Annotated in this window: 19 protein-coding genes and 1 pseudogene; 7 read left to right on the forward strand and 13 right to left on the reverse strand. The window is 73.3% G+C overall.

Features of this window, described 5'->3' with window-relative positions; translation table 11 throughout:
* Positions 1 to 50: 50 nt before the first annotated feature.
* On the reverse strand, positions 51 to 1,097 hold the full coding sequence (locus ABD299_RS09840; RefSeq protein WP_344260532.1) for a tripartite tricarboxylate transporter substrate-binding protein: 1,047 nt from the start codon (positions 1,095 to 1,097) through the stop codon (positions 51 to 53).
* Positions 1,098 to 1,372: 275 nt separating this feature from the next.
* Here ABD299_RS09840 and ABD299_RS09845 point away from each other — a divergent pair, with 275 nt between their 5' ends.
* Together ABD299_RS09845 and ABD299_RS09850 are read left to right on the forward strand one after the other, a co-directional pair.
* The gene (locus ABD299_RS09845; protein WP_344260534.1) at positions 1,373 to 2,194 is read left to right on the forward strand and encodes an IclR family transcriptional regulator; all 822 of its coding nucleotides are present in this window, start codon (positions 1,373 to 1,375) and stop codon (positions 2,192 to 2,194) included.
* Positions 2,195 to 2,325: 131 nt separating this feature from the next.
* On the forward strand, positions 2,326 to 2,766 hold the full coding sequence (locus ABD299_RS09850; RefSeq protein WP_344260537.1) for an STAS domain-containing protein: 441 nt from the start codon (positions 2,326 to 2,328) through the stop codon (positions 2,764 to 2,766).
* Positions 2,767 to 2,849: 83 nt separating this feature from the next.
* On the opposite strand, the gene pcaDC is transcribed toward ABD299_RS09850, so the two are convergent.
* Genes pcaDC through ABD299_RS09880 form a run of 6 tightly spaced genes read right to left on the reverse strand, consistent with a single transcriptional unit; the run spans position 2,850 to position 8,534 of the window.
* Positions 2,850 to 4,037, reverse strand: a complete 1,188-nt coding sequence (pcaDC, locus tag ABD299_RS09855; RefSeq protein ID WP_344260540.1) for a bifunctional 3-oxoadipate enol-lactonase/4-carboxymuconolactone decarboxylase PcaDC — start codon at positions 4,035 to 4,037, stop codon at positions 2,850 to 2,852.
* Positions 4,034 to 5,566: a 3-carboxy-cis,cis-muconate cycloisomerase gene (gene pcaB / locus ABD299_RS09860; RefSeq protein WP_425581295.1), complete on the reverse strand. Its 1,533-nt coding sequence runs from the start codon at positions 5,564 to 5,566 to the stop codon at positions 4,034 to 4,036. Before pcaB ends, pcaDC begins: the two co-directional genes overlap by 4 nt.
* Entirely contained in the window at positions 5,526 to 6,131 is a 606-nt protein-coding gene (gene pcaG / locus ABD299_RS09865) for a protocatechuate 3,4-dioxygenase subunit alpha (protein WP_344260546.1), read from the reverse strand. The genes pcaB and pcaG overlap by 41 nt, the downstream gene beginning before the upstream one ends.
* Complete coding sequence (pcaH, locus tag ABD299_RS09870; RefSeq protein WP_344260549.1) at positions 6,131 to 6,910, reverse strand: protocatechuate 3,4-dioxygenase subunit beta; 780 nt, start codon at positions 6,908 to 6,910, stop codon at positions 6,131 to 6,133. Before pcaH ends, pcaG begins: the two co-directional genes overlap by 1 nt.
* The gene (locus ABD299_RS09875; protein WP_344260552.1) at positions 6,907 to 7,716 is read right to left on the reverse strand and encodes a CoA-transferase subunit beta; all 810 of its coding nucleotides are present in this window, start codon (positions 7,714 to 7,716) and stop codon (positions 6,907 to 6,909) included. The genes pcaH and ABD299_RS09875 overlap by 4 nt, the downstream gene beginning before the upstream one ends.
* Complete coding sequence (locus ABD299_RS09880; RefSeq protein WP_344260555.1) at positions 7,713 to 8,534, reverse strand: CoA transferase subunit A; 822 nt, start codon at positions 8,532 to 8,534, stop codon at positions 7,713 to 7,715. Before ABD299_RS09880 ends, ABD299_RS09875 begins: the two co-directional genes overlap by 4 nt.
* 157 nt (positions 8,535 to 8,691) lie before the next feature.
* On the opposite strand from ABD299_RS09880, the gene ABD299_RS09885 reads away from it, so the two are divergent.
* Positions 8,692 to 10,305 carry an IclR family transcriptional regulator domain-containing protein gene (locus ABD299_RS09885; RefSeq protein WP_344260558.1) on the forward strand — a complete coding sequence of 538 codons (1,614 nt, stop codon included), beginning with the start codon at positions 8,692 to 8,694 and terminating at the stop codon, positions 10,303 to 10,305.
* 24 nt (positions 10,306 to 10,329) lie between these two features.
* Here ABD299_RS09885 and ABD299_RS09890 read toward each other — a convergent pair whose 3' ends face one another.
* Positions 10,330 to 12,036, reverse strand: a complete 1,707-nt coding sequence (locus ABD299_RS09890) for a phosphodiester glycosidase family protein (RefSeq protein ID WP_344260561.1) — start codon at positions 12,034 to 12,036, stop codon at positions 10,330 to 10,332.
* Positions 12,037 to 12,244: 208 nt separating this feature from the next.
* Complete coding sequence (locus ABD299_RS09895) at positions 12,245 to 13,405, reverse strand: 4-hydroxybenzoate 3-monooxygenase (RefSeq protein WP_344260564.1); 1,161 nt, start codon at positions 13,403 to 13,405, stop codon at positions 12,245 to 12,247.
* A gap of 69 nt (positions 13,406 to 13,474) precedes the next feature.
* Between ABD299_RS09895 and ABD299_RS09900 the strand changes: the two genes are divergently transcribed.
* Positions 13,475 to 14,236 (forward strand): IclR family transcriptional regulator, encoded by a 762-nt coding sequence (locus ABD299_RS09900; RefSeq protein WP_344260566.1) that lies wholly within the window; start codon positions 13,475 to 13,477, stop codon positions 14,234 to 14,236.
* A gap of 60 nt (positions 14,237 to 14,296) precedes the next feature.
* Here the strand turns inward: ABD299_RS09900 and ABD299_RS09905 are convergent, their stop codons facing one another.
* On the reverse strand, positions 14,297 to 15,505 hold the full coding sequence (locus ABD299_RS09905) for a DUF4032 domain-containing protein (RefSeq protein ID WP_344260568.1): 1,209 nt from the start codon (positions 15,503 to 15,505) through the stop codon (positions 14,297 to 14,299).
* An 84-nt stretch (positions 15,506 to 15,589) separates the two neighbouring features.
* Here ABD299_RS09905 and tnpA point away from each other — a divergent pair.
* A pseudogene (tnpA, locus tag ABD299_RS09910) lies at positions 15,590 to 15,861 on the forward strand (IS200/IS605 family transposase); the annotation flags it as partial.
* Between the two features lie 245 nt (positions 15,862 to 16,106).
* On the opposite strand, the gene ABD299_RS09915 reads toward tnpA, so the two are convergent.
* Positions 16,107 to 16,529, reverse strand: coding sequence for a YchJ family protein (locus tag ABD299_RS09915; protein WP_344260570.1), 423 nt, complete (start codon positions 16,527 to 16,529; stop codon positions 16,107 to 16,109).
* Positions 16,530 to 16,654: 125 nt separating this feature from the next.
* Between ABD299_RS09915 and ABD299_RS09920 the strand changes: the two genes are divergently transcribed.
* A complete protein-coding gene (locus ABD299_RS09920; RefSeq protein WP_344260572.1) occupies positions 16,655 to 18,556 on the forward strand; it encodes a hypothetical protein in 1,902 nt (633 codons plus the stop codon).
* 150 nt (positions 18,557 to 18,706) lie between these two features.
* A complete protein-coding gene (locus ABD299_RS09925) occupies positions 18,707 to 19,822 on the forward strand; it encodes a GH12 family glycosyl hydrolase domain-containing protein (protein ID WP_344260574.1) in 1,116 nt (371 codons plus the stop codon).
* A gap of 106 nt (positions 19,823 to 19,928) precedes the next feature.
* Here ABD299_RS09925 and ABD299_RS09930 read toward each other — a convergent pair whose 3' ends face one another.
* Both ABD299_RS09930 and ABD299_RS09935 read right to left on the reverse strand, forming a co-directional pair.
* Positions 19,929 to 21,203 (reverse strand): FAD-binding protein, encoded by a 1,275-nt coding sequence (locus tag ABD299_RS09930; RefSeq protein WP_344260576.1) that lies wholly within the window; start codon positions 21,201 to 21,203, stop codon positions 19,929 to 19,931.
* A gap of 71 nt (positions 21,204 to 21,274) precedes the next feature.
* Complete coding sequence (locus tag ABD299_RS09935) at positions 21,275 to 22,258, reverse strand: aldo/keto reductase (protein ID WP_344260578.1); 984 nt, start codon at positions 22,256 to 22,258, stop codon at positions 21,275 to 21,277.
* Positions 22,259 to 22,296: the final 38 nt, after the last annotated feature.

Here is a 22,296-nt window from a genome sequence, read left to right on the forward strand (position 1 = left end):
GGTGCGACTCCTGTTTCCGTGGTCCGTGATTCCGTCGGTGGGTCGGTGCGTCAGTTGGCCGAGCCGGACTCCAGCCGCTTCTGGATGTCCTTGACGCCGAACTCGGCGTACTGCTCGGTCACCGCGTCCACGTGCTCGCGGGTCACCTCGCGCCCGATCCGTTCGGCGAGCACGCTGTCCGCCATGTGGTTGTCACGCAGCCACTGCTGGAACTCCTCGTCCTCCTCGAGCAGTGTGATGATGGCGTCGGCCAGGGCGTCGACGATCTCCTCCGGGGTGCCCGGGGTGGTGCCGATGGGGAAGCCGAGCTGGAAGATCTCCTGCTCCGGGATGTCCACGCCGTAGTCGTCGCGCAGGTCCTTGAGGGTCTTGGCGTCCGGCTGGAACGGGCTGGGCTCCTCCGAGAACACCAGCAGCGCGCGGAAGTCCTCGTCGGTGCCGCTGCGCAGCATCTGGGCGGCGTCACGCCCGACGATGTGCTGCTCCCCGGTGAGCACGCTCTGCTGGGCGGCTCCCGGGTCGTAGCCGGGGGTGAACACGAAGTCCTTGTCGAACGCCTCGAAGAAGGTGAGCGCCACAGGGTTGATGGGGCTCTCGTAGCCGCTGTCGCCGTACCGGATCAGGTCCTGGGCCAGCAGGTCGTCCAGGTCCTTGATGTCGCCGTCGGCAGCGGTGTAGAGAGTCCAGGGCTCCTCGAGGATGGTGCCGAACCACTCGAACTCCTGCCAGCCCGGGTCGATGGTGCCCAGCTGGTCGTGGATGCCCATGGTGCCGTGCACGCCGAGGAACAGCGTGTGTCCGTCGGGGTCGGCCCCGGCGGCCTCGTGGTAGGCGGCGGACTGGTTGGCACCGGGGACGTTGTCGACGACGACGGACTCTCCCCACAGCGCCTGGAGGCGCGGCGCCAGGCCGCGGGCGAGCATGTCCATGGTGGAGCCAGGGCCGGAGCCCACCACGATGTGGACCGTGCCGCTGGGGAAGGTGCCGGATCCGGCGTCCGAACCGTTCGAGGAACCGGAGCCGCTCTCCGCGGAGCAGCCGGCGGCGAGGAGGCCCGCCGCGACGAGCGCGCCGACAGCCGATATGCGTCTGTTCACTGGTGTATCTCCTGAAGTGCGTACGGAGGGGGCGGGCGGCGGGGCGCCCGTGCGGGTGCGGAGAGGGGGCGGCGGTCGGGATCCGGCGACCGACAGCGGGACATCTCCAGATGTTCGCAGTGCGAACGATTATTCGCATGACGTGCGATGCCGTGACGCTAGGGACTATCAACCCGCACGTCAACCCGTTGACGCCGAAAAGCTTCCACCCTAGGTTCGTTCTGCGGTCGAAGGTTCTGATCGCGAACAGACGGCCATCCGGGAAAGGGGTTCCGTTGACGGAACGATCCGAGCATGTGCAGTCCCTCGCCAGAGGGCTGTCGGTGATCCGCGCGTTCGACGCCGACCACCCGGAGCTCACTCTCAGCGAGGTCGCCGAGGCCACCGGTCTCACCAGGGCCGCCGCGCGCCGGTTCCTGCTGACACTGGCCGACCTGGGCTACGTGCACAGCAACGGACGTCTGTTCGCGCTCACCCCCCGTGTCCTGGAACTGGGGTACGCGTATCTGTCCAGCCTCTCGCTCCCCGAACTGGTCCAGCCCCACCTGAAGCGCCTGGTGGCAGAGGTCCAGGAGTCCGCCTCCCTCGCGGTGCTCGACGGAACGGACGTGGTCTACGTGGCCCGTGTCGCGACGTCCCGGATCATGCGGGTCTCCATCACCATCGGCACCCGGTTCCCCGCGTACGCCACCTCCATGGGCCGGGTACTGCTGGCCTGGCTGCCGCCCGGCGCGCTGGAGGACCACCTCACGCGGGCGGAGCTCACCCGGTACACCCCGCGCACGGTGACCTCGGTCCCCCAGCTCCGCGGGGCCCTGGAGAAGGTGAGGGCACAGGGCTGGGCCATGGTCGACCAGGAACTGGAGGAGGGCCTGCGGTCCCTGGCCGCCCCCGTCCGGGACGGCTCCGGGAACGTGGTGGCCGCCGTCAACGTCTCCACGCACGCGAGCCGGACCTCCGTGGAGTCCAACCGGCACACGCTGCTCCCTCCGCTTCTGGCCACCGCCGCCCGGATCGAGGCCGATCTGTCCGCCGGCCGGATCCCGCTGTCCGGTGCGCAGTCCTCCGTCACCGCCGGCGCCTCCGGGCGAGCCTGAGGAACGGCGCCGGAGCGGCCACCGGGGCCGACAGTCCCTCCCCGACGGGTCGTCACCTTGTACTGACCGGCCCGGGACCCCGGGACCATCGGTCCCTGTCTGATGCCGGCTCCACAGGCTTTGCTTGGGGCATGGCCGATGACTCAGCACCGCTCCCCCTCCAGCACAGCATCCGCACGGACGGCAGCACCGTCCTGGTCGCGCCGGCAGGAGAGGTCGACATTCAGACCGGGCAGCCGCTCTCGGCCACCCTCGACGTCCTGACCGCCGGATTCCGCCCCGACCTGGTTCTCGACCTGCGGCAGGTCACGTTCATCGACTGCGGCGGGCTGTCGCTGCTGGTCCGGGCCCGCATGCGGGCGCTGAACCGCGGTGGCCGGCTTCGGCTGGTCATCAGCAGCCCGTTCGTCCTGCGCGTTCTGCGTCTCGCCGGCCTGGCAGAGGCCTTCGAGGTGCTGGCGCGCCTGCCGGAGTCGCGGACGCCTGCCGGTGCGGCGGGCGGCGTCATGGCTCCGGCGGCGGAACCGGCGGCGGCCGGTCCGCGGCCCGGCAGGGTCCTCGCCCCGGCGTGACCCTGCGGGCCCGGGGGAAGGGGGACGCGTCCGCGCGCCGCCGGCGGAGTGGGGCCGCCCGGCGGCGCGCGGACGTGACGCTCTCAGCCACCCGAGGACTCCTCCTCCAGGACCCGCCGGGCCACCGCGAAGGCGGCGTTGGCCGCCGGGACACCGCAGTAGACGGCGGTCTGGAGCAGCACCTCCCCGATCTCCTGCGGAGTGAGGCCGTTGCGCAGCGCGGCCCGTACATGCATGGCGAGTTCCTCATGATGACCGAGCGCGGTCAGCGCGGTGAGGGTGACGCAGCTGCGGGTTTCCCTGCCGAGCCCGGGACGTGTCCAGATCTCCCCCCACGCGTAGCGGGTGATGAAGTCCTGGAAGTCCGCGGTGAACGGAGTCGTACCGGCGACCGCCCGGTCGACGTGCGCGTCCCCCAGCACCGCGCGCCGCACCGTCATCCCGGCCTCGTGCCGGGCGGCGTCGCCGCAGGGCGGCTGTCCCGACCCGGCGGGGTCCGCGAAGTGGCCGAGCAGAGCCGCGGTGACCGGGCCGGGGCGTTCGACCCCGGCCAGATGAGCGGCACCGGCCACCTCGGTGAGTCCCGCGCCCGGAATCCCGTCGGCCAGTTCCCGGGCGTGGGAGGGCGGGGTGGCCGGATCCTGCCGTCCGGCGACGACCAGGGTGGGAACGGTGATGTCCGGCAGCGCCTCCCGCAGGTCGTAGGCGGCGATCGCCTCGCAGCAGGCCGCGTAGGACTCCGGGTCGGTGGCGCGCAGGTCGGCCAGCAGCGCCAGGGCCTGAGGGCTGTCCGCGAAGGAGGGCGTGAACCAGCGTGCCGGTGCGGTGTCCGCCACCGGGCCGGTTCCGGCAGCGCCCCGCACCAGCGCGGCCCGCTCCCGCCAGGGCCCCGGCTCACCGAACCGGGCGGAGGAACAGACCAGGGCCAGTGCGCTCACGCGTTCGGGGTGGTGGAGTGCGAGCCAGGCGCCGACGGCCCCGCCCAGCGAGACACCGGCGTAGCCGAAACGGTCCGCTCCCACCTCGTCCGCCAGGCGCAGGACCAGCCGTCCCAGGTCGGCGACGGCCGGTCCGGCGGGCAGCAGCCCGGCGGGCGAGCCGCCGTGGCCCGGGAGATCCCAGCGGATCACCCGGTGGGTGCGGGCGAGTGCGACGGTCTGCCGGTCCCACACGGCGAGGGAGGTGCCCAGCGACGGGCCGAGGATCAGCGGGGGCGCGGCGGGGTCCCCGTCGGTCCGGTAGTTCAGGGAGCCGGGCGTGCTGCCGCTCATCGAGGCGTCTCCTCTTCGCTGGTCGTGGAGTTCTGGGCGGAGGGCACCGGGCGGCGCAGGGCTCGGTCGGTCAGGGCGCCCGCGGAGCCCCGGTAGCCGGCGGGGTCCAGGAGGGCGGCCAGGCGTTCGGGGGACATCAGGCCGTCGAGTGCCGGCTCGGCGCCGAGGGCCTCGGCCAGGCCGGTTCCCTCCTCGGCTGCCCGGCGCGCCGCCCTGGTCACGGCAGCCCTGGCCTCGCCGCGGCCGGTCAGGGGCGTGAGGGCCGCGACGAGACGTTCCGAGGTGACCAGCCCGCCGGTGACAGCGAGGTTCGCCCGCATCCGTTCCGGGTGGACACGCAGGCCGCCGGCGAGCCCGGCCGCGTCCCGCGCCGCTCCCCCGACCAGCCGCAGGGCCTCCCGCAGCGGCTGCCACTCGGCGTGCCAGGCCCCGGCCGGCCGTTCGTCCTCGGCGGCGAGGGAGCCGTAGAGCACGGCGGCCAGAGCCGGGACCTGGCGGGCGGTGGCCGCGATCAGGGTGGCGCGGACAGGATTGGACTTGTGCGGCATCGCCGACGAGCCTCCGCCCGCTCCTTCGGTGACCTCCCCGGTCTCGGTGCGGGTCAGCACCAGGACGTCCGCGGCGAACTTGCCGAGCGCCCCGGCGGTGAAGGCGAGCGCGCCGGCGAGATCGGCGACCGGGGTGCGCAGGGTGTGCCAGGGCAGGACCGGTTCGGCCAGCCCGGTCCGGGCGGCGTAGGCGGCGAGCAACGCGGTCCCGGGGTCGGCGCCGGTGGCCGGGGCATCCGGCGAGGGGCCCGCGGTGGCTGCCCGCGGACCGGGAGCGGGGCTCTGCGCGGCCAGGGTGTGGAAGGCCGCCAGGGTCCCCGCCGCGCCGCCCAGCTGTACGGGCAGGGCGGAGCGGACCGCGGCGAGACGGTCGTGGGCGTCGAGCACCAGGCTGCGCCAGCCGGCTGCCTTCAGGCCGAAGGTGGTGGGCACCGCGTGCTGGGTCAGGGTGCGGCCGGGCATCGGGATGTCGCGGTGTGCGGCGGCCAGCCGGCCCAGGATCCCGGCCGTGACCGACAGGTCGGCCAGGGCCGGCTCCAGGGCGCGGGAGGCGACGAGCATCGCGGCGGTGTCCATGATGTCCTGACTGGTCGCGCCGCGGTGCACCCAGGCGGCCGCCTCCGGGTCCCGGCCGGAGACGGCCTCGGCCAGGGATGCCACCAGGGGGATGACCGGGTTCCCGCCGGAGCGGGCGCGCAGCGCGAGCGCGCGCACGGCGGCGCCGTCCCGAGGATGGGCGGCCGCCGCCTCGGCGACCGCGTCGGCCGCGGCCACCGGGGCGAGCCCGAGGTCCGCCTGGGCCCGGGTCAGCGCCGCCTCGGCGTCCAGCATGGCTCCCAGCCAGGACGTGTCCGCGGTGGCCTCCTCGGCCGCCGACCCGGCCCGGACGGGGGCCAGCAGGCCTCCGTCCTCGGGCAGGGGATCCGCCGCCGGGTCGCCGTCAGGCCGGCTCGGTGAACTCAAGGAAGACCGTCTCCTCATGGGTGCCGTCGCCCTGCAGGCGGATGTCGAAGCGGTAGGTCGCCGGTGCCCCGCCGGGCTCCTCCACGGCCAGCAGGGTGGCGCGGCGCCGCGGCTCCAGGGAGGCGAGCAGCGGGTCGGCGGCGGCGTCGGTGCGGTCGGGCAGGTAGATCCGGGTGTACAGGTGGTGGAGCAGCCCGCGGGCGAAGACGATCAGCGACAGATAGGGGACGCCACCGGGCGGCAGGGTGCGCAGCGCGTAGTGCCCGTCCGCGTCGGTGGCCACCCGGCCGAAGCCGGTGAAGCGCACGCCGTCGCGGCCGGGGAAGCCACCGGTGACCCGGTCGCGGCGCATCGAGCCCGGCGCACCGCGGCGCGATCCGTCGGGGGCGGGCTGCCAGAACTCCAGCAGGGCGTCCGGTATGGGCTCTCCGGCGCCGTCGTGGACACAGCCGTGGACGGTCACGGTGCCGGGGTGTCCGGCGGGGGCCGCGTCCGGTCCGCCGGGGAAGGGAAGGGCGTAGCCGTAGAAGGGGCCCACGGTCTGGGAGGCGGTGGGGGGCGGGGCGGGGGTCGGACCGGTCATCAGCGTCCTTCCTCGATCCAGGTGGCGGACGGGCCGTCGAGGACGATGTCCCAGCGGTAGCCCAGGGACCACTCGGGGACCGACAGGTCGTGGTCGTAGGCGGCGACCAGGCGCTGCCGGGCGGCGTCGTCGGTAACGGCCTGGATGATGGGGTCGTAGGGCATCAGCGGGTCGCCCGGGAAGTACATCTGGGTGACCAGGCGCTGGGTGAAGGCGGAACCGAAGAGCGAGAAGTGGATGTGTGCGGGCCGCCAGGCGTTGAGGTGGTTGCGCCAGGGGTAGGGCCCGGGCCTGATGCTGGTGAAGGAGTAGCGGCCCTCGTCGTCGGTGAGGCAGCGGCCGACGCCGGTGAAGTTCGGGTCGAGCGGCGCGGGGTGGTCGTCGAGCTGGTGGGCGTAGCGGCCGGAGGAGTTTGCCTGCCAGATCTCCACCAGCTGGCCGCGGACCGGACGGCCGTCGCGGTCCAGGACCCTGCCGGTGACCGTGATGCGCTCGCCCAGCGGCTCACCGGTGTGCCGGCGGGTCAGGTCCTGGTCGAGGGGGGTGATGTCGGTATGGCCGAAGACGGGGCCGGAGAGTTCGGCCGCCTCCGGGTCCAGCAGGGGAACCAGCGGCTGCTTGGGGTGCCGCAGGGCACTGCTGCGGTAAGGGGCGTAGTCACGGGCGGGGTGGTGGCGGGGCGGCTCTCCCCCGGCGACGGCGTCGGTGTAGGCGGCGTGTGCCGCGTCGATCTCGGCGCTGATGTCGCTCTGGGTGAGCTGCGGCGCGGATGCGCTCATGGAGTACCGGCCTTTCCTGCGGCCTTGAGAGAACGGAGTGCGGTGAGTTCTTCGGTGGTGGGCTCGGCGGTGACACCGGGCACATCGGCGGTCCTCAGGTCCCAGCCGGTGGCGTCGCGTACCTGTTCGACGGTAACGCCGGGATGGAGTTCGGTGAGAACGAGTTCGGCGGTGTCCGGATCGGGCCGCAGTATGCCGAGGTCGGTGATGACCGCGGTGGGGCCCTTGCCGGGCAGGCCGAGGCGCTGACGGCTGCCGGGGCCGGTACCGTGCCCGACGGAGGTGACCGTGTCGAGTTCGCGGACGAATCCCCGCGGCCGCTGGCGCAGGACGATGAGGACCTCACCGCAGTGGGCGGCGATCTCGGGGGCTCCGCCCGCGCCCGGCAGACGGATGTCGGGCCTGCCCGGGCCCCGGCCGACCAGCGTGGTATTGATGTTGGCGTAGCGGTCGAGCTGGGCGGCGCCGAGAAACCCGACGTCGATCCGGCCCGCCTGCAGCCAGTAGGCGAACAGCTCGGGCACCGGCACGACCGCGTCGGCGGTGTCGGCGAGTTCCCCGTCGCCGATGGACAGCGGGAGCCGGGTGGGCTTGGCCCCGATGGCTCCCGCCTCGTAGATGAGGACGAGACCGGGGTTGGTGGTGGCACGGGCGAGGTTGGCCGCGGTGCTGGGCAGGCCGATGCCGACGAAGCAGGTGCGGGCCCCGGCCAGCGCCCGGGCGGCGTTGATCTCCATCAGTTCGTCGGACGTCCACTCACCGGCGGGTGTGGCGGCGGCGGTGGTGCTCGGTGCGGACCCGCTCATCGTGCTGCCTTCCGGTGCTGCGTGACGTGCTCGTCGATCCAGGCGGTGAACCGTTCCCGGTCCCTGGAGACGGTGTCCCACTCCTGGTAGAAGTCGTTGTCGCGGACGGAGTAGCCGGCCGCGTAGGAGGGATGGGCGCCGCCGGGCACCTCGGCGACCGCGGTCAGCGTCCAGGCCGGCAGCACCACGCCACCGGACCGGGGTTCCAGCCTGTCGACGATCTCCTCGACGGTGACCAGGACACGCCGGGCGGCCAGTGCCGCTTCCTTCTGGACGCCGGTGAGGCCCCACAGCTGCACGTTCCCGTCACGGTCGGCCTGCTGGGCGTGGATGACGGTGACGTCGGGGGTGAGGGCGGCCACGGCCGCCACCTCCTCACCGGTGAAGGGACAGCTGATCATCGAGACCGTGGGAGTCCGGTCCAGGAGACCGGTGCCGCGGTAGCCCTTCAGTACTCCGAAGGGAAGGCCGGAGGCTCCGGCCGTGTAGCGGACGGCCATGCCGGCGTGGCTGTGCTCCTCGACCTCCAGCGGACGGGGCCAGCCGTTCTCCACCGCGTCGCGGAAGCGATGCAGCGAGCCGACCCCGGGGTTTCCTCCCCAGGAGAAGATCAGCTTCTTCGCCAGGCCGGCGCCGATGAGCTGGTCGTAGACCACGTCCGGCGTCATGCGGACGAGCGTGAGGCCGCCGATGCCCTGCCGGATCACCTCGTGCGCCGCCGCGAACGGGATGAGATGGGTGAAACCCTCCATGGCGACGGTATCGCCTTCGTGGATCAGCTCGGCCACGGCTTCCCGCAGGCTGAGGATCTCGGCCATCCGCCCTCCTTTCCGAGATTCGTTCGCACAGTGAACTTGTGTTCATTCCCTGTGTGCGGGCAGAGTGTGAACCGGCCGGGCCTGCTGTGTCAATGCCGGAAGGCAGGTACGGTCTCCTCCGGCCGCCCCCCGTCCCTCACCTCTCAGGAGAGCCTTCATGACGACCGGCACCGGCGATGCTTCCCCGCCCGGGGAGGCGGTCGGCCCACTGCTGCGCGGCCTGGCCGTGATCGAGAAGCTCGCCGCCGCGGACGGCCGCCGGCCGGTCAGTGAACTGACCAAGGCCGTCGGCCTGGCTCGTTCCACCGTCGACCGGGTCCTGAGCACCCTGGAGCACCTGGGCTACGCACGCCTGGAGGGCCGGGACGCCGTGCTCACTCCGCGTCTGATGGAACTGGGCAACGCCTACCTGGGAGCCTGCGGGATGCCCGCCCTCTTCGGCCCCGTCATCGACGCGCTCGCCGACGATCTCGACGAGTCGGTCTCCCTGGCCGTGCCGGACCGCGAGAGCATACGCCTGGTGCGCCAGCGGACCAGGCGCCGCGCCATGTCGCTGACCTTCCGGATCGGCGACCCGCTGCCCGCCGACGGTGCGGCACCGGGAGTGCTGTTCGCCTCCGGCTGGAGCCCGGAGGACTGGGCGCACTGGCGCCGGAGCCGGGCGGACTCGGGAACGGACGCCGAAGCCGCGTTCCGCGAGCGGGTGGCCGCCGCGGCCCGTGCGGGCTGGGCGGCCGACGACCAACTGGTCGAACCCGGGCTGATCGCCGTCGCCGTGCCCGTCCGTGCCCCGGAGGGGCATGCGGTGTGCGCGCTGAGCGTCGTCAGCCACACCAGCCGGCACAGCGCCCGGTCCCTGCGCGAGTCGGTGCTCCCCCGGCTGCTCGGGACGGCCGCGGAGATGGAGAAGGCCCTGGCCTCCCCGCCCGCGGCGCCCACGGCCGCCGCCCGGCCGGTACCGGCCCCCCGGAGGGCCAAGCAGGAGCTCGGCCCCGAGTACGTGGAATCCCTCGCCCGGGGCCTCGGCGTCCTGACCGCCTTCGGTCCCGGACGGGCCGCTCTCGGCCTCTCCTCGGTCGCGGAGGCCACCGGCCTGGCCCGGGCCACCGCCCGGCGGGCCCTGATCACCCTGGAACACCTGGGACACGTCGCCGTCGGGGAACGGAAGTACCGGATCACCCCCCGGGTGCTGAACCTGGGCTTCGGCCCCCTGTCCCAGCTGACGCTGACACAGATCGCGGAGCCGCACCTGGTGAACCTGGTCAAGCGGGCCCAGGACTCCGCCTCCATGGCGGTTCTCGCGGGCACCGACATCCGGTACGTGGCCAGGGTCCCCACCGTCCGCATCATGGCGGTGAACATCACCCTCGGCACCCGCTTCCCGGCGTACGCCACCGCGATGGGGCGGGTGCTGCTCGCCGGCCTGCCCCCCGAGGAGCGTTCCGCCTTGCTGGCCGGGGCGACGCTGGAGCCCCTCACCCGGCACACCGCGACCGCGCCCGCCCGTCTCATGGAGATCCTGGAGGAAACCGCCCGCACCGGACACGCCCTGGTCAACGAGGAACTCGAAGAAGGGCTGCGGTCCCTGGCCGTGCCGGTCCGCGACCACACCGGCCGGGTCGTCGCCGCCGTCAACGTCTCCATGCACGCCAGCCGCCGCACCGTGGACCAGGCCCGGAACGACCTGCTGCCCGCCCTGCGCGAGACGGCCTCCGCCATCGAGGCCGACCTGCACCCGGCGGGGCGGTACCTGCAGATCAGCGACGCCTGAATCCGGACGGGGCCCGGCCCGAGGTCATCCCCCTCCGTCGGGGAGCAGCACCAGGGCGTCGCCGACGGGGCGCTCCCCCGCCGGGTCGCCGGGCAGTCCCTGCAGTTCGCCGTGCACGACCATCGCGGTCGAGCCGCCGCCGTCCAGATTGACCGCGTCGACGGCGCCCAGGCCACGCATGACCTCGGCCGTCTCCGGGATGCTCAGGCCGACGCTGTGCCCGGGACGGCGGCCGTCGGCGGTCAGCAGAATGATCCGTCCGTCCTCGGTGACCCCGGCCGCGGTGCGCGGATTGCGCCTCTGGTACCAGCCGTTGTAGAAGGCCGCGCGGTCGTGCCCCTCGATCGCCTCGGGGGACCAGCCGTCCCGGACCGGGTCGAGCACCACCAGACCGTCCCGCAGGAGCAGCGGTCCGCCGTTGACGACGGACGACCGCCCGATCCGCGCCGGCTGCACTCCCAGCTCCGCGTCCAGCACGGAACTCTCCAGCCGGACGGCGGCACCGGCGACGGCGTTCTCCCGCAGCCACACCGCCCCCGCTCCGGTCCCCTGCAGCAGTACACCGTCCGGCGGCACCGGGCCTCCGCGCTCCTGCCGCACGCCGGTGACCCGGCCGGCGGAGTCCAGGGTGACCTGGTGGCCGGGTCCCTGAGGTGCCGTGTCCCCGAAGACCGGTGTGACGGCGATCAGCTCGTCGTCGTTCCCGCAGGTGTAGTCGTGGGCGGGCCGGGTGAAGGGCCTCGCGTTCCCCACTCCGCCGCAGTTGAGGACCAGCCCGGCCTGCCGGTTGAGGCCGGTGACCTCTCGCCGGGCCCCGCCGGAGGCGACGGCCGTGATCTCGGTGCGCAGCCGCCGCACCGAGGCACCCCGCCCGGGGCCGTCCGGAACGAGCAATGCGGGCCGGCCGTCGACCGCCTCGGAGACCAGATCCCCGCGGATCACCGCTATGCCGCCCGGGTCGCCTTCGGTGCCCGCGGCCCGCGGGCCGGGCACCGGCGGGGCGTCCCCGACGACGAAGTACCCCCCGTTGACGGCGGCCAGGGCGCCGGCGCGGGCCGCGATCGATCCGGTGGTCTCCCGCCCGCTCACCGTCCCCCGCGCCAGCCGGGAGCCAATGCTTCCCTCGAAGAGACCGGGGTCCACGACCAGGATGTCGAGGGACCACGGACCGCTGGTGCCGTTGCCGTCCTCGGCGGTGGCGTGCACCCGGGCGGCCGGCACCCGGACCGCCAGGTCGTTCCGGACCGTGCGGGCGGCGGCCTCGTCGGGGTACCGGCCCGTCCGCACCAGCCAGCCCAGCGGCGGGCCGTCCGGATCCGCCGGGTCCGGACCGGCCGTGTGGTCGCGGCGCGGCTCGTACCCGGCGGCGCGGACCGCCTCCTCCAGCTCCGCCGCGTCGCCCTCGGTGGTGGCCACTCCGACGGTGACCGTCCAGAAGTCGTCCGCCGAGGCCCGGCCCCGCTCGATGGCGACATGCGTCAGCCCCGGAGCTATCTCGCGCACGGTGCGCGTCTCCTCCAGGCCGGGCGGCCCCAGCGGCAGGCGCCCGGAGAGCGCGTCCGCCTCCTGCGCCCGGTGCACGGCTGCGGCCCCCGGCACGGCACCCTCCGCGGCCCGGGCCCGGCCGTCGGCCGCCCGGCCCGTCACGGCGGTGGCCAGGGACACGGCCAGGACGCAGGCGGCCACCGCGCCCGCGACGGCCGGGGCCCTGCGCGGGGAAGGGATCTGCATGCTGTCGCCTTTCGCCCGGCCGGCAGGGAACTGCCCCGAGAATGCGGGACGGACTCAACGGGCGGGCGGACACACGGCGTCGGTGCCGCGACACCCCGGTGACCGGCCGGCGCCGGGACCCCTCACCCCGCCGGCGGCCGGGACGAGCCCGGCGACCGAGCGTACGGACCCTTCCGGCCGAACGGGAGGGCCCGGCCGGTGACAATCGTCACCAGGGCAGGCCCACGTAGTTCTCGGCCAAGGTGGTGGCCGCGGCCCGTGAGGACGCGACGTAGTCGAGATGGGACAGCTGCAGCCGCCGGCCGTAGGCGTCGTCCGAGTCGAAGGTGTGCAGCAACGTGGTCATCCACCACGAGAAGTGCTGGGCCCTCCACACCCGCTTCAGGCACGCCTCGGAGTAACCGTTGAGCAGAGCGGTGGAGCCGTCCTCGAAGAACGCGCCCAGGGCACGGTCCAGCACCCGCACATCGGCCACCGCCAGGTTCATCCCCTTGGCACCGGTCGGCGGCACGATGTGCGCGGCGTCCCCGGCCAGGTACAGCCGGCCGTACTGCATCGGCTCGACGACGAAGCTCCGCATCGGGGTGAGGCCCCGCTCGAAGATCTCACCGGTGGCCAGAGTGAAACCCTCCACCGTCTCCAGGCGCGTCCTCAGCTCCGACCAGATCCGCTCGTCCGGCCACTCCTCGACGCGGGTGCCGACGGGAACCTGCAGGTAGAACCTGCTGACCGTGGGCGAGCGCATGCTGTGCAGGGCGAAGCCCCGCTCGGTGAAGGCGTAGATGAGCTCGTCGGCCGACGGCTCGACGCGAGCGAGAACGCCCAGCCAGGCGAAGGGGTACTCGCGCTCGTAGGCGGTGAGCACCCCCTCGGGCACGGACGGCCGGGAGATCCCGTGGAAGCCGTCGCAGCCGGCTATCACCTCGCAGTCCAGCCGCTCGCCGCCGAAGGTGACGTACGGCCGTTCGCCGTCGATGCCGTGCAGGGCCACGTCCTGGACCCCGAAGCGGATGTCGCCCCCGGCCTCCAGCCGGGCGGCGATCAGGTCCTTGACCACTTCCTGCTGGCCGTAGACGGTGATGGCCCGGCCCGGCACCAGGTCCTCGAAGGCGACGCGGTGGGCCCGGTCACCGTATCTGAGCTCGATGCCCTCGTGCCTGAGCCCCTCCTTCAGGAGGCGGCTGCCCACCCCCGACTCGACGAGCATGTCCACCGTGCCCTGCTCCAGCACCCCCGCCCGTACCCGCTGCTCCACGTAGTCCCGGCTGCGTCGTTCGACGACGACCGAGGAGATGCCGCGCAGGTGGAGCAGGTGGGAGAGCAGGAGTCCGGCGGGGCCGGCTCCGATGATGGCGACCTGTGTCTGCATGGCAGCAGCCTGGAGGAGCCCGTCTCGCGGGCCCAGAGCGTTCTTCCGCTCAGTGGAATACTGGATCCCATGGCAGGCGGTGGGAGGGAAGCGGGGCGGTCGGTCACCTCGAAGGTACTGGCCGTCCTGGGCGCGTTCGACGAGCTCCATCCCCGGCTGACCCTGACCGGCATCGCCCGGCGCAGCGATCTGCCGCTGACCACGGTGCACCGGATAGCAGGGGAGCTGCGGCAGGCCCGGGTCCTGGTGCGGTGCTCCGACGGGCGGCTGCGGATCGGCACGCGGATGTGGGAACTGGGCCGGCTCGCGGAGAACCTGCTGCCCGACCTGGCCCGCCCCTGGATGCAGGAGCTGTTCGCCGAGACGCGGGAGAACGTGCACCTCGCTGTGCGGGACGGCACCGAGGTGCTCTACGCCGACAAGGTCTACGGCCGGCGCGCGGTCCCCATCGTCTCGCGGGTCGGAGGGCGCCTGCCCATGCATCCCACCGGGGTCGGCAAAGTGCTGCTCGCCTTCGAGGAGGAGTGGTTCGTCAGCTCCTATCTGTCGCGGCCGCTGGAGCGGCCCACCCCCTACACGATCACCGAGCCCGGCAGGCTGGGGCGCGAGCTGGCCGCCGTGCGCGCCCAGGGGTACGCCCTCACCTCGCAGGAGATGACCCTGGGCTCCTGCTCGGCCGCCGCACCGGTGATCGTCGACGGCCGGGCCGTCGCCGCCGTCGGCATCGTGGTGGCCTCCCGCCGGGCCCGCGAACTGCCGCGTCTCACCGGACCTCTGCGGGCCACCGCGGCGGGCATCGCCCGCTCCTACGCCGAGGCCCGGCCCTCCTGACATCCGGGCCCGGCGCGAGCCGGACCGCGGGCCGTCCGGGATCCTCCGGCCCGCGGCCGGTCAGGCGCGGCGCTCGCGGGCCCTGCGCACGTAGTCCTCGACCGTGGCCTGGAGCCCGACGTCGTGTCCGGCCTCCTCGCACAGCAGCCAGCGGTGCTCCATCAGCTCGTGGTAGATCTGCGCGGTGTCCGCCCCCTCCCGCAGCTCCCGCGGCACCGCCCGCACCGCGGGCCGGAAGACGTCCCGGACCCAGCGGTGGGCGAGCACCTCGGGCCGTGCCCCCAGGGGGTCGCCCGGTGCGTAGTCGTCCTGGGTGGTCATCCACGTCTCCAGGTCGTTCAGCAGACTGCGGGCCTGGTTCTCCTCCGTGTCCAGGCCGGTCAGCCGCAGCAGCTGTCGCTGGTGGTGGCCCGCGTCGACGACCTTCGGCAGGAAGGTGACGGCATCGCCGTCGGGCGAGCGCTGGATCTGCATCTCGGCGACGTCGAAGCCCAGGTCGTTCAGCCGCCGGATCCGGCGGTCGATGTAATGGCGCTTGTCGCGCGGGTAGACCGAGGTGCGCGTCAGCTCGTGCCACAGCTCCCCGTACCGCTCGACGATCTCCTCTCCGAAGGAGACCGGGTCCACCGACGGGTGCAGGGAACCGCCGGCCTCCAGGTCCATCAGCTCCCCGGCGATGTTCACCCGGGCGATCTCCAGGTCGTAGTCACGCTGGCCGCGGGTGAGTTCGGGCTGGAGCTGGCCCGTCTCGGCGTCCACCAGGTAGGCGGCGAACGCGCCCGCGTCCCGGCGGAAGAGGGTGTTCGACAGCGAGCAGTCGCCCCAGGCGAAGCCGCTCAGGTGCAACCGGACCAGCAGCACCGCCAGGGCGTCGAGCAGCCGCCGGACCGTGCCGGGGCGCATCGTCGTCTCGAACATGGCCCGGTAGGGCAGCGAGCCCTTCAGCAGGCGGGTGATGAGCACCGGCTCCAGCGGCTCACCGCCGGCGTCCGACCGGCCGGTGACCACCGCCACCGGGTCGACGGCCGGGACGGCCAGCTTGTCCAGGTCCTTCAGCAGCCCGTACTCCCGGACCGCCGCCCACTCCCCCACCTCCTTGACGGCGATGATCTCGTCCCCCGCCCTGGCGAACCGGACGACGTGCCGGGAGATGCCGCGCGGCAGGGCGACGAGGTACTCGTCGGGCCACTTCTCCAGCGGGACGTCCCAGGGCAGGTCGAGCAGGGAGGCCGGATGCTCGGGTGCGGTCGCCGTTATCTGGAGTTCCATGGGTCCAGTCTGCGGCCGTCCCGCGTGTGCGGATGGCCGCCAGGTCCTCCACGGCGACCGCTGTGCGAGGACTTCGAGGCCGAGCCGGTCGAGTTCAACGGCGAGAACACCCACGTCCACCTGCTCGTGCACTTCCCGCCGAAGGTCGCCGTGTCCAAACTGGTCAACAGCCTCAAGGGCGTCTCATCCCGACGGCTGCGCCAGGAGTTCCCCGACCTCGCCCCCCACTACTGGCGGGCACAACGACTCTGGTCCGGCTCGTACTTCGCCGGTACCGCTTTGGCGGCGCACCGCTCAGCACCGTCAAACAGTACATCGAACAGCAGAACCGACCGCTTGGACCTGGACTGAGGTGAACAGTGCGAATCCATGCACACAGCTCAGGTCAGGGCAACTCTCAGATTCGCTTCACCACCGGGCTGAAGCCCCGGTGCACTGCGAATAGTCACGGTAGCCGGGAGGATCTCGAACAGACCGGGGTAACTACCTTCCGGGCAGGCCGGATATGCGCGCCCGCCGCGCGGGCCACCCCTTCGGGTCAACACGGAGCCCGGCTCCCGCGCCGCCCGGTGCGGCAGGGGCCGTCCCGCCGGCCGTCGGGTCAGGTGCTCGTTTCGCCGTCCAGATAGACCCAGTCCCCGCCGTGTCTCACGAACCGGCTGCGCTCGGTGAGTTCGCCCCGCTCCCCCCGCAGCCGGTAGTGCGCGCGGAACTCGACGGTGCCTTCCGTGTGGAAGGCACTGCCGCCGGCGACCGCGAGGATCTCCAGCCGTGTCCAGCGCGTCGCGGGGTCGAGGCCGACGGAGGCCGGGCGGGTGCGCGGATGCCAGCTGCGCCGCAGGTAGTTCTCGTCCCCGACCGCGAAGGCGCTGAAGCGGGAGCGCATCAGCTGTTCCGCCGTCGCCGCCCGCTCCTCGCCGCGGTGCAGCCGTCCGCAGCAGCCGTCCAGTCCGCCCGGCAGCCCGCAGGGGCAGGTCGCGGGGACGGGGCGGGTGCGCCGGGGGCGCGGTGCGCGTCGTGCCATGCCTCCATTCTGCGTCCCGGCCGGGCACGCCCCGGCCTCTCCCCCGCCGGTGGAAGCTCCGAACCTCGCCGGGAGTCGCCGGAACCAGGGTGAGCGGCGGGGAACGCGCGTCGCATAATGCTGCCGTGACCACGCCTCTCGTACCTCTCCCGCCGGAGCATCTGCCCGCCGGGACACCTTCGTGGCGGTCGGAGGATGTCCGCCGCTGGCTCGCCGCCTCTCCCGCCCGGTGGACGAACCCGCTGTGGTCCTGCACCGCGCTCGTGCTGGCCTCGGTGTGGGCCGTGATCAGCATCGACGAGCCGGTGTGCACGGTCAACTCCCCCTGCGGGCCTCAGTGGTGGGGCATGACCTTGGCCGGTGTGGCATTGCTGGAGTTGTACTGGGTGGCGCGGCAGCCCCGGCTCGCCCTGCTGGTGCTCGGACCGCTCACCGTGCTGATGCTGCTGACCGACGACATGATGGGCGAGGCACCGTTCACCGGGAACCTTCCCTTCCTCGCCGCCGCCGCCTTCACCGTTGCCGCCCTGCTGGAACGGCTGGCCGCAGGGGCACGGCAGCGACAGCTCGCCGAGCGGACCGCGGGCAGTGCCCGTCATCCGCTTCCCGCGCAGGCGGCGGCGTTCCGGCGCGGCCGCATCGCCTTCGTCCTGGCCTCCGCGCTGCTGGCGGTGGCCGGTTTCGCGCTGTGGAAAGGCCTTGCCGGCGTCGCAGGGGACGAGGGTCGCGCGGCCCGCGCCGACCGGATCGAGGCGGAGGTCACCGGTCGGGACGAGGACAGCGTCACGGTGGCCCTGCCCGGGGGCGAGCGGACGCTGGAGGCCCTCTATCCGGAGAACCATCCGGTGGGCGAGCGGACCGCCGTGCTGGTCGACGGTTCCTGGGCACGGCTGGTCTCCGAGCCGTACGACGCGTTCGGCTGGCAGATGCTGCTGCTGGCCACGGGTGTGCCGGGGATTGCCGCGCTGGTCAACGGCGTGGACGGCCGGCGACGAGGGCTGCGCCTGCGCTCGCAGCCGCAGCCGGCCCTGCGGGTGCTCGTCCGTGAAGGGCCCGGGGACAGCCGCATCCGGGTCTTCGCGGCCGATGACCCGGCGGGAAGTGAGCCGGCCCTGCTCGTCCACGCCCTGCCGGTGGACTCCGACGAGATCCCCGACGACCCGGAGGCCACGGCGGCTGCTGCCGAGGAGGCACGGCAGGTGATGCGGGAGGTGCTCCGGGGCAGTGACACCGAGCCCCCGTTGCGCGAGGCGGTGCTGTACGGCGCCCCCGGCTCCGGGGCCGACATCGCGTTCCTGGCCATGCCGGAGGCCGGCGACGAGGAGCCGGTCCTGGAGTTCGGCGTCACCCCGGTGCGCCCGGCGTCCGGCCGTGCCGGCCGGCAGCGGGCAGCCGGTGCCGCCGGGCACGGCGAGGGCCGGGATGGCGGGCGCGGGGGCGGCGCACGCCGGGAGCGGCCCCGTTCCCGCCCGGCGGCCGAGGTGGCCGCCGGGATGACGCCGTCGGAGCGTCCGCTGAGCTGGTCGGCGGGGGCGGCCTCGCGCGGGGTGGCGGCGTTCCTGCTGCTGGTGAACGTGGGGTTCATCTGGGCCGTGACCTCGGACGGGTTCGGCTGGTCGGCCCTGCTGGCGGTGGCCGGCCTGCCGGTGCTGGCCACGTCGGTGGCCACCGCGGCCAACTGGCGGGTGACCGCCGACCGGAACGGGTTGTGGGTGGCCGGTCCGTGGCGGGTGCGGCAGGTGCGGTGGGAAGAGCTCACCGGGGTGCGCGGCCACGAGGACGCGCTGACCATCGTGGGACGGCACAGGCAGATCCGTCTCGGCCCTCTCGGGTGGGGCTGGCTGGAGCGGAAGACGCGCGGCCGGGCGGTCTCGGACCGGGCCGTGGAGGAGATCCGGGCCCTGATCCACTACCCGGAGCTGCGTCCCGCTCAGGAGGCGGACCCGGCCCAGCAGGGCATGCCGCTGGGCCCGGCCGCCGTGGCGGCCGGCGTCCTGTGGGGTGCGGCGGTGCTGTTCCTCCTGTGAGGCGGCCCCGGAGCGGGACGCCGGCCGGGGCACGGAGAAGCACAGATGCCGCCGCCCGTCTTGTCATGGGCCCGGTCTCGCCCTACAGTCCGGCACGGCAGTGCATGGGAGCGCTCCCAGAGTCCGCACCGCTCCTGCTGAAGGGACACCATGAGATCCCATCCCCGCTCCGCGACGATGACCGTCCTCGTCGTTCTGGCCTCGCTCGGCGCGCTGCTCACCGCAGCGGCTCCCGCCCAAGCGAACCAGCAGATCTGCGACCGCTACGGCACCACCACAATCCAGGACCGGTACGTGGTGCAGAACAACCGCTGGGGCACCGGCGCCACCCAGTGCATCAATGTGACCGGCAACGGTTTCGAGATCACCCAGGCCGACGGTTCGGTGCCGACCAACGGCGCCCCGAAGTCCTACCCCTCGGTCTACGACGGCTGCCACTACGGCAACTGCGCGCCCCGCACGACGCTGCCCATGCGGATCAGCTCGATCGGCAGCGCGCCCAGCAGCGTCTCCTACCGCTACACCGGCAACGGGGTCTACAACGCCGCGTACGACATCTGGCTGGACCCGACACCCCGCACCAACGGGGTGAACCGGACCGAGATCATGATCTGGTTCAACCGGGTCGGCCCGGTCCAGCCCATCGGTTCGCCGGTCGGCACGGCCCACGTCGGCGGCCGCAGCTGGGAGGTGTGGACCGGGAGCAACGGTTCGAACGACGTGATCTCCTTCCTGGCGCCCTCCGCGATCAGCAGCTGGAGCTTCGACGTCAAGGACTTCATCGACCAGGCCGTCAGCCACGGTCTGGCCACCCCGGACTGGTACCTCACCAGCATCCAGGCGGGCTTCGAGCCGTGGGAGGGCGGCACCGGTCTGGCCGTGAACTCGTTCTCCTCCGCGGTGAACGCCGGGGGCGGGAACGGCGGCACTCCGGGGACGCCGGCGGCCTGCCAGGTCTCCTACAGCACCCACACCTGGCCCGGCGGCTTCACCGTCGACACCACCATCACCAACACCGGCTCCACTCCCATCGACGGCTGGGAACTGGACTTCACTCTCCCCGCCGGTCACACGGTCACCAGCGCCTGGAACGCGCTGATCAGCCCCGCCTCGGGCGCGGTCACGGCGCGCAGCACCGGTTCCAACGGCCGGATCGCGGCCAACGGCGGGACCCAGTCCTTCGGTTTCCAGGGCACCTCCAGCGGAGCGGGGTTCACCGCACCGGCCGGGGCCCGTCTCAACGGCACCCCCTGCACAGTGAGATGACGCCGGCGCACTGCCGGGCACTGTCGTGACGGCGGCAGGCCCGGGGCCACCGCGAGGGCGGAGGTCCCGGGCCTGCCCCGCGGCGGCGCACCGAGCGGCCGGGCTCTCAGCCCGTCGGCCACAGCCCGTCGAGGAAGGCGTTGCGGAACACCCCCGCCGGGTCGCACTCCCGCATCAGGCGCCGGAAATCCTCGGCCCGGCCGTAGCGGTGCGGCAGGGTCCGCGGGTCCGCGGCGGTGAGCTTTCCCCAGTGCGGCCGGGCCCCCAGCGGCGTCAGCGCCGCCTCCACCTCGGCGATCACGGGCAGCACGGCGACCGCATCCGGGAGCCAGGTGAAGTGGAACGCGACGCTGTCACGTCCGTGGGCAGGGCTCAGCCAGGGGCCGTCCGCGGCCACCGTCCGGACCTCGGAGACCTGCAGCACGGGGGCGATACGGTCGCCGAGGCCCCGCAGTGCGCGGCTCGCCTCCGCGGCCGCGTCACGGGGCAGCAGCAGCTCCGACTGCAGTTCCTCGCCCCGGCTGGGGGTGAAGTCCGGCCGGAAGTGCGGCAGCCGCTCGTGCCACGGCCCGGGGACGCCGCCCTGCCGGGTGCAGTACTCCGGCGGCATGCCGGGCACCGGGTGGTGAGGGCGGACAGCCCTCCGGGCGCCCAGCCACCGGTCCCCCGGGTGCCCGGGGCCCTCCCGGTCCGTCCTGCGTTTGAGCCAGACCATGCCCTCCTCCCGCCAGTCGGTGAACACGCTGACGCTGTAGGCGGCGGAGAACAGTTCCCCGAAGCCGTCGGCGAGAGCGTCCAGCGGAAGCCCGGTGTAGACCCACTGCGCCACCTCGTAGGCGGGCTCGATGTCCAGGGTGACCCCGACGACGACGCCCAGGGCCCCGAGCGAGACCGCCGCGCCGAGCAGACGGTCGGCGTCCTCCTCCCGGCTGAGCCTGCGGATCTCTCCCCCGGGCCCGACGATGTCGAGAGCCGCGACGGCCCCGGCCAGGCTCTGCTGGGTGTCGCCCGAGCCGTGTGTGCCGGTGGCGCAGGCACCCGCCACCGAGATGTGCGGCAGCGAGGCGAGGTTCGCCAGGGCGAAACCCTCGGCGTGCAGCAGCCCGGCCACCTCGGCATAGCGCATGCCGGCGGCAACGGTGACGGTGGCGGAGGCGGGGTCGGGCTCGAAGCGGTGCGGCAGCCCGTCCAGACGCACCAGGTCACCTTCGGTGTCGGCTACCCGGTTGAAGGAATGCCCGGTGCCCAGCGCGCGTACCCGCTCCGCACCGGCGACGATCTCCTGGAGCTCCCCGACGGCCGCGGGCCGGTGCACCCGGGCCGGGGCAAAGGTGATGTTGCCCGCCCAGTTCTTCGGCGCGGCGGCTGCGGATGTCGGCATCTGTGCTCCCGGTCTGATGAGGTCGGCGGGTTCAACGGGCCCGGCGACGGTGTGAGGTGGCTCGGCCCGGCTCACCAGCGGTCGTGGACCAGGGCCCGGATCCGCCGGTCGTACAGGTCGCGCACCTGCTCCGCGGTGGCCGGGGGCAACGGCGGCAGGCCGGCGGCAGCGGCATTGGCCCGGGCCTGTTCCGGCGAGCGCGCCCCGGGGATCACCGACGTCACACCGGGGAGGTCGATGATCCAGCGCAGCGCGGCCTGGGCCGGCGTCGCCCCCTCGGGTGCCAGTGCGGAGAACTCGGCCGCCGCCTCGACACCGGTGGCGTAGTCGACACCGGAGAATGTCTCGCCCCGGTCGAACGCCTGCCCCTCCCGGTTGTAGGTGCGGTGGTCGTCCGGCGCGAAGACCGTGCCCGCCGTGTACCGGCCGGACAGCAGGCCGGAGGCCAGCGGGACACGGGCGATGACGGCCACTCCCGCTTCCCGGGCAGCGGGCAGCACCTTCTCCAGCGGCTTCTGCCGGAAGGCGTTGAGGATGATCTGGACACTCACCACGCCGGGCCGCTCAATGGCGGTGAGAGCCTGCTCGCAGGTCTCGACGCTCACTCCGCAGGCGGCGGTCCGCTCTTCGGAGACCAGGGTGTCCAGGGCGTCGAAGACCTCGTCGGAGGAGTAGACGGCGGTGGGCGGGCAGTGCAGCTGGACGAGGTCGAGGGTGTCCACGCCGAGGTTGCTCCGGGAGCGGTCGGTCCAGGCCCGGAAGTTGTCCAGCACGTAGTTCTCCGGGAGCTGGTCCACCCGTCGGCCCATCTTCGTGGCGACCAGGGGTTCCGTGCCGGGCCGACGGCGCAGGTACTCGCCGATCAGCTGTTCGCTGCGGCCGTCGCCGTAGACGTCGGCGGTGTCGAAGAAGGTGACTCCCGACTCGGCCGCGGCGTCCAGCACGGCCATCGCGTCCTTCTCGCGCACCTCCCCCCAGTCGGCGCCGAGCTGCCAGGTTCCCAGTCCGACGACGGAGACCTGCCGGCCGGTCCTGCCGAATGTCCGCTGTTCCATGATCTTCTTCTCTCTCCCGTGCGAGTCGGCTCGCGGTA

Source organism: Streptomyces sodiiphilus (assembly GCF_039529215.1).
GTDB classification, from domain to species: Bacteria; Actinomycetota; Actinomycetes; order Streptomycetales; family Streptomycetaceae; genus Streptomyces; species Streptomyces sodiiphilus.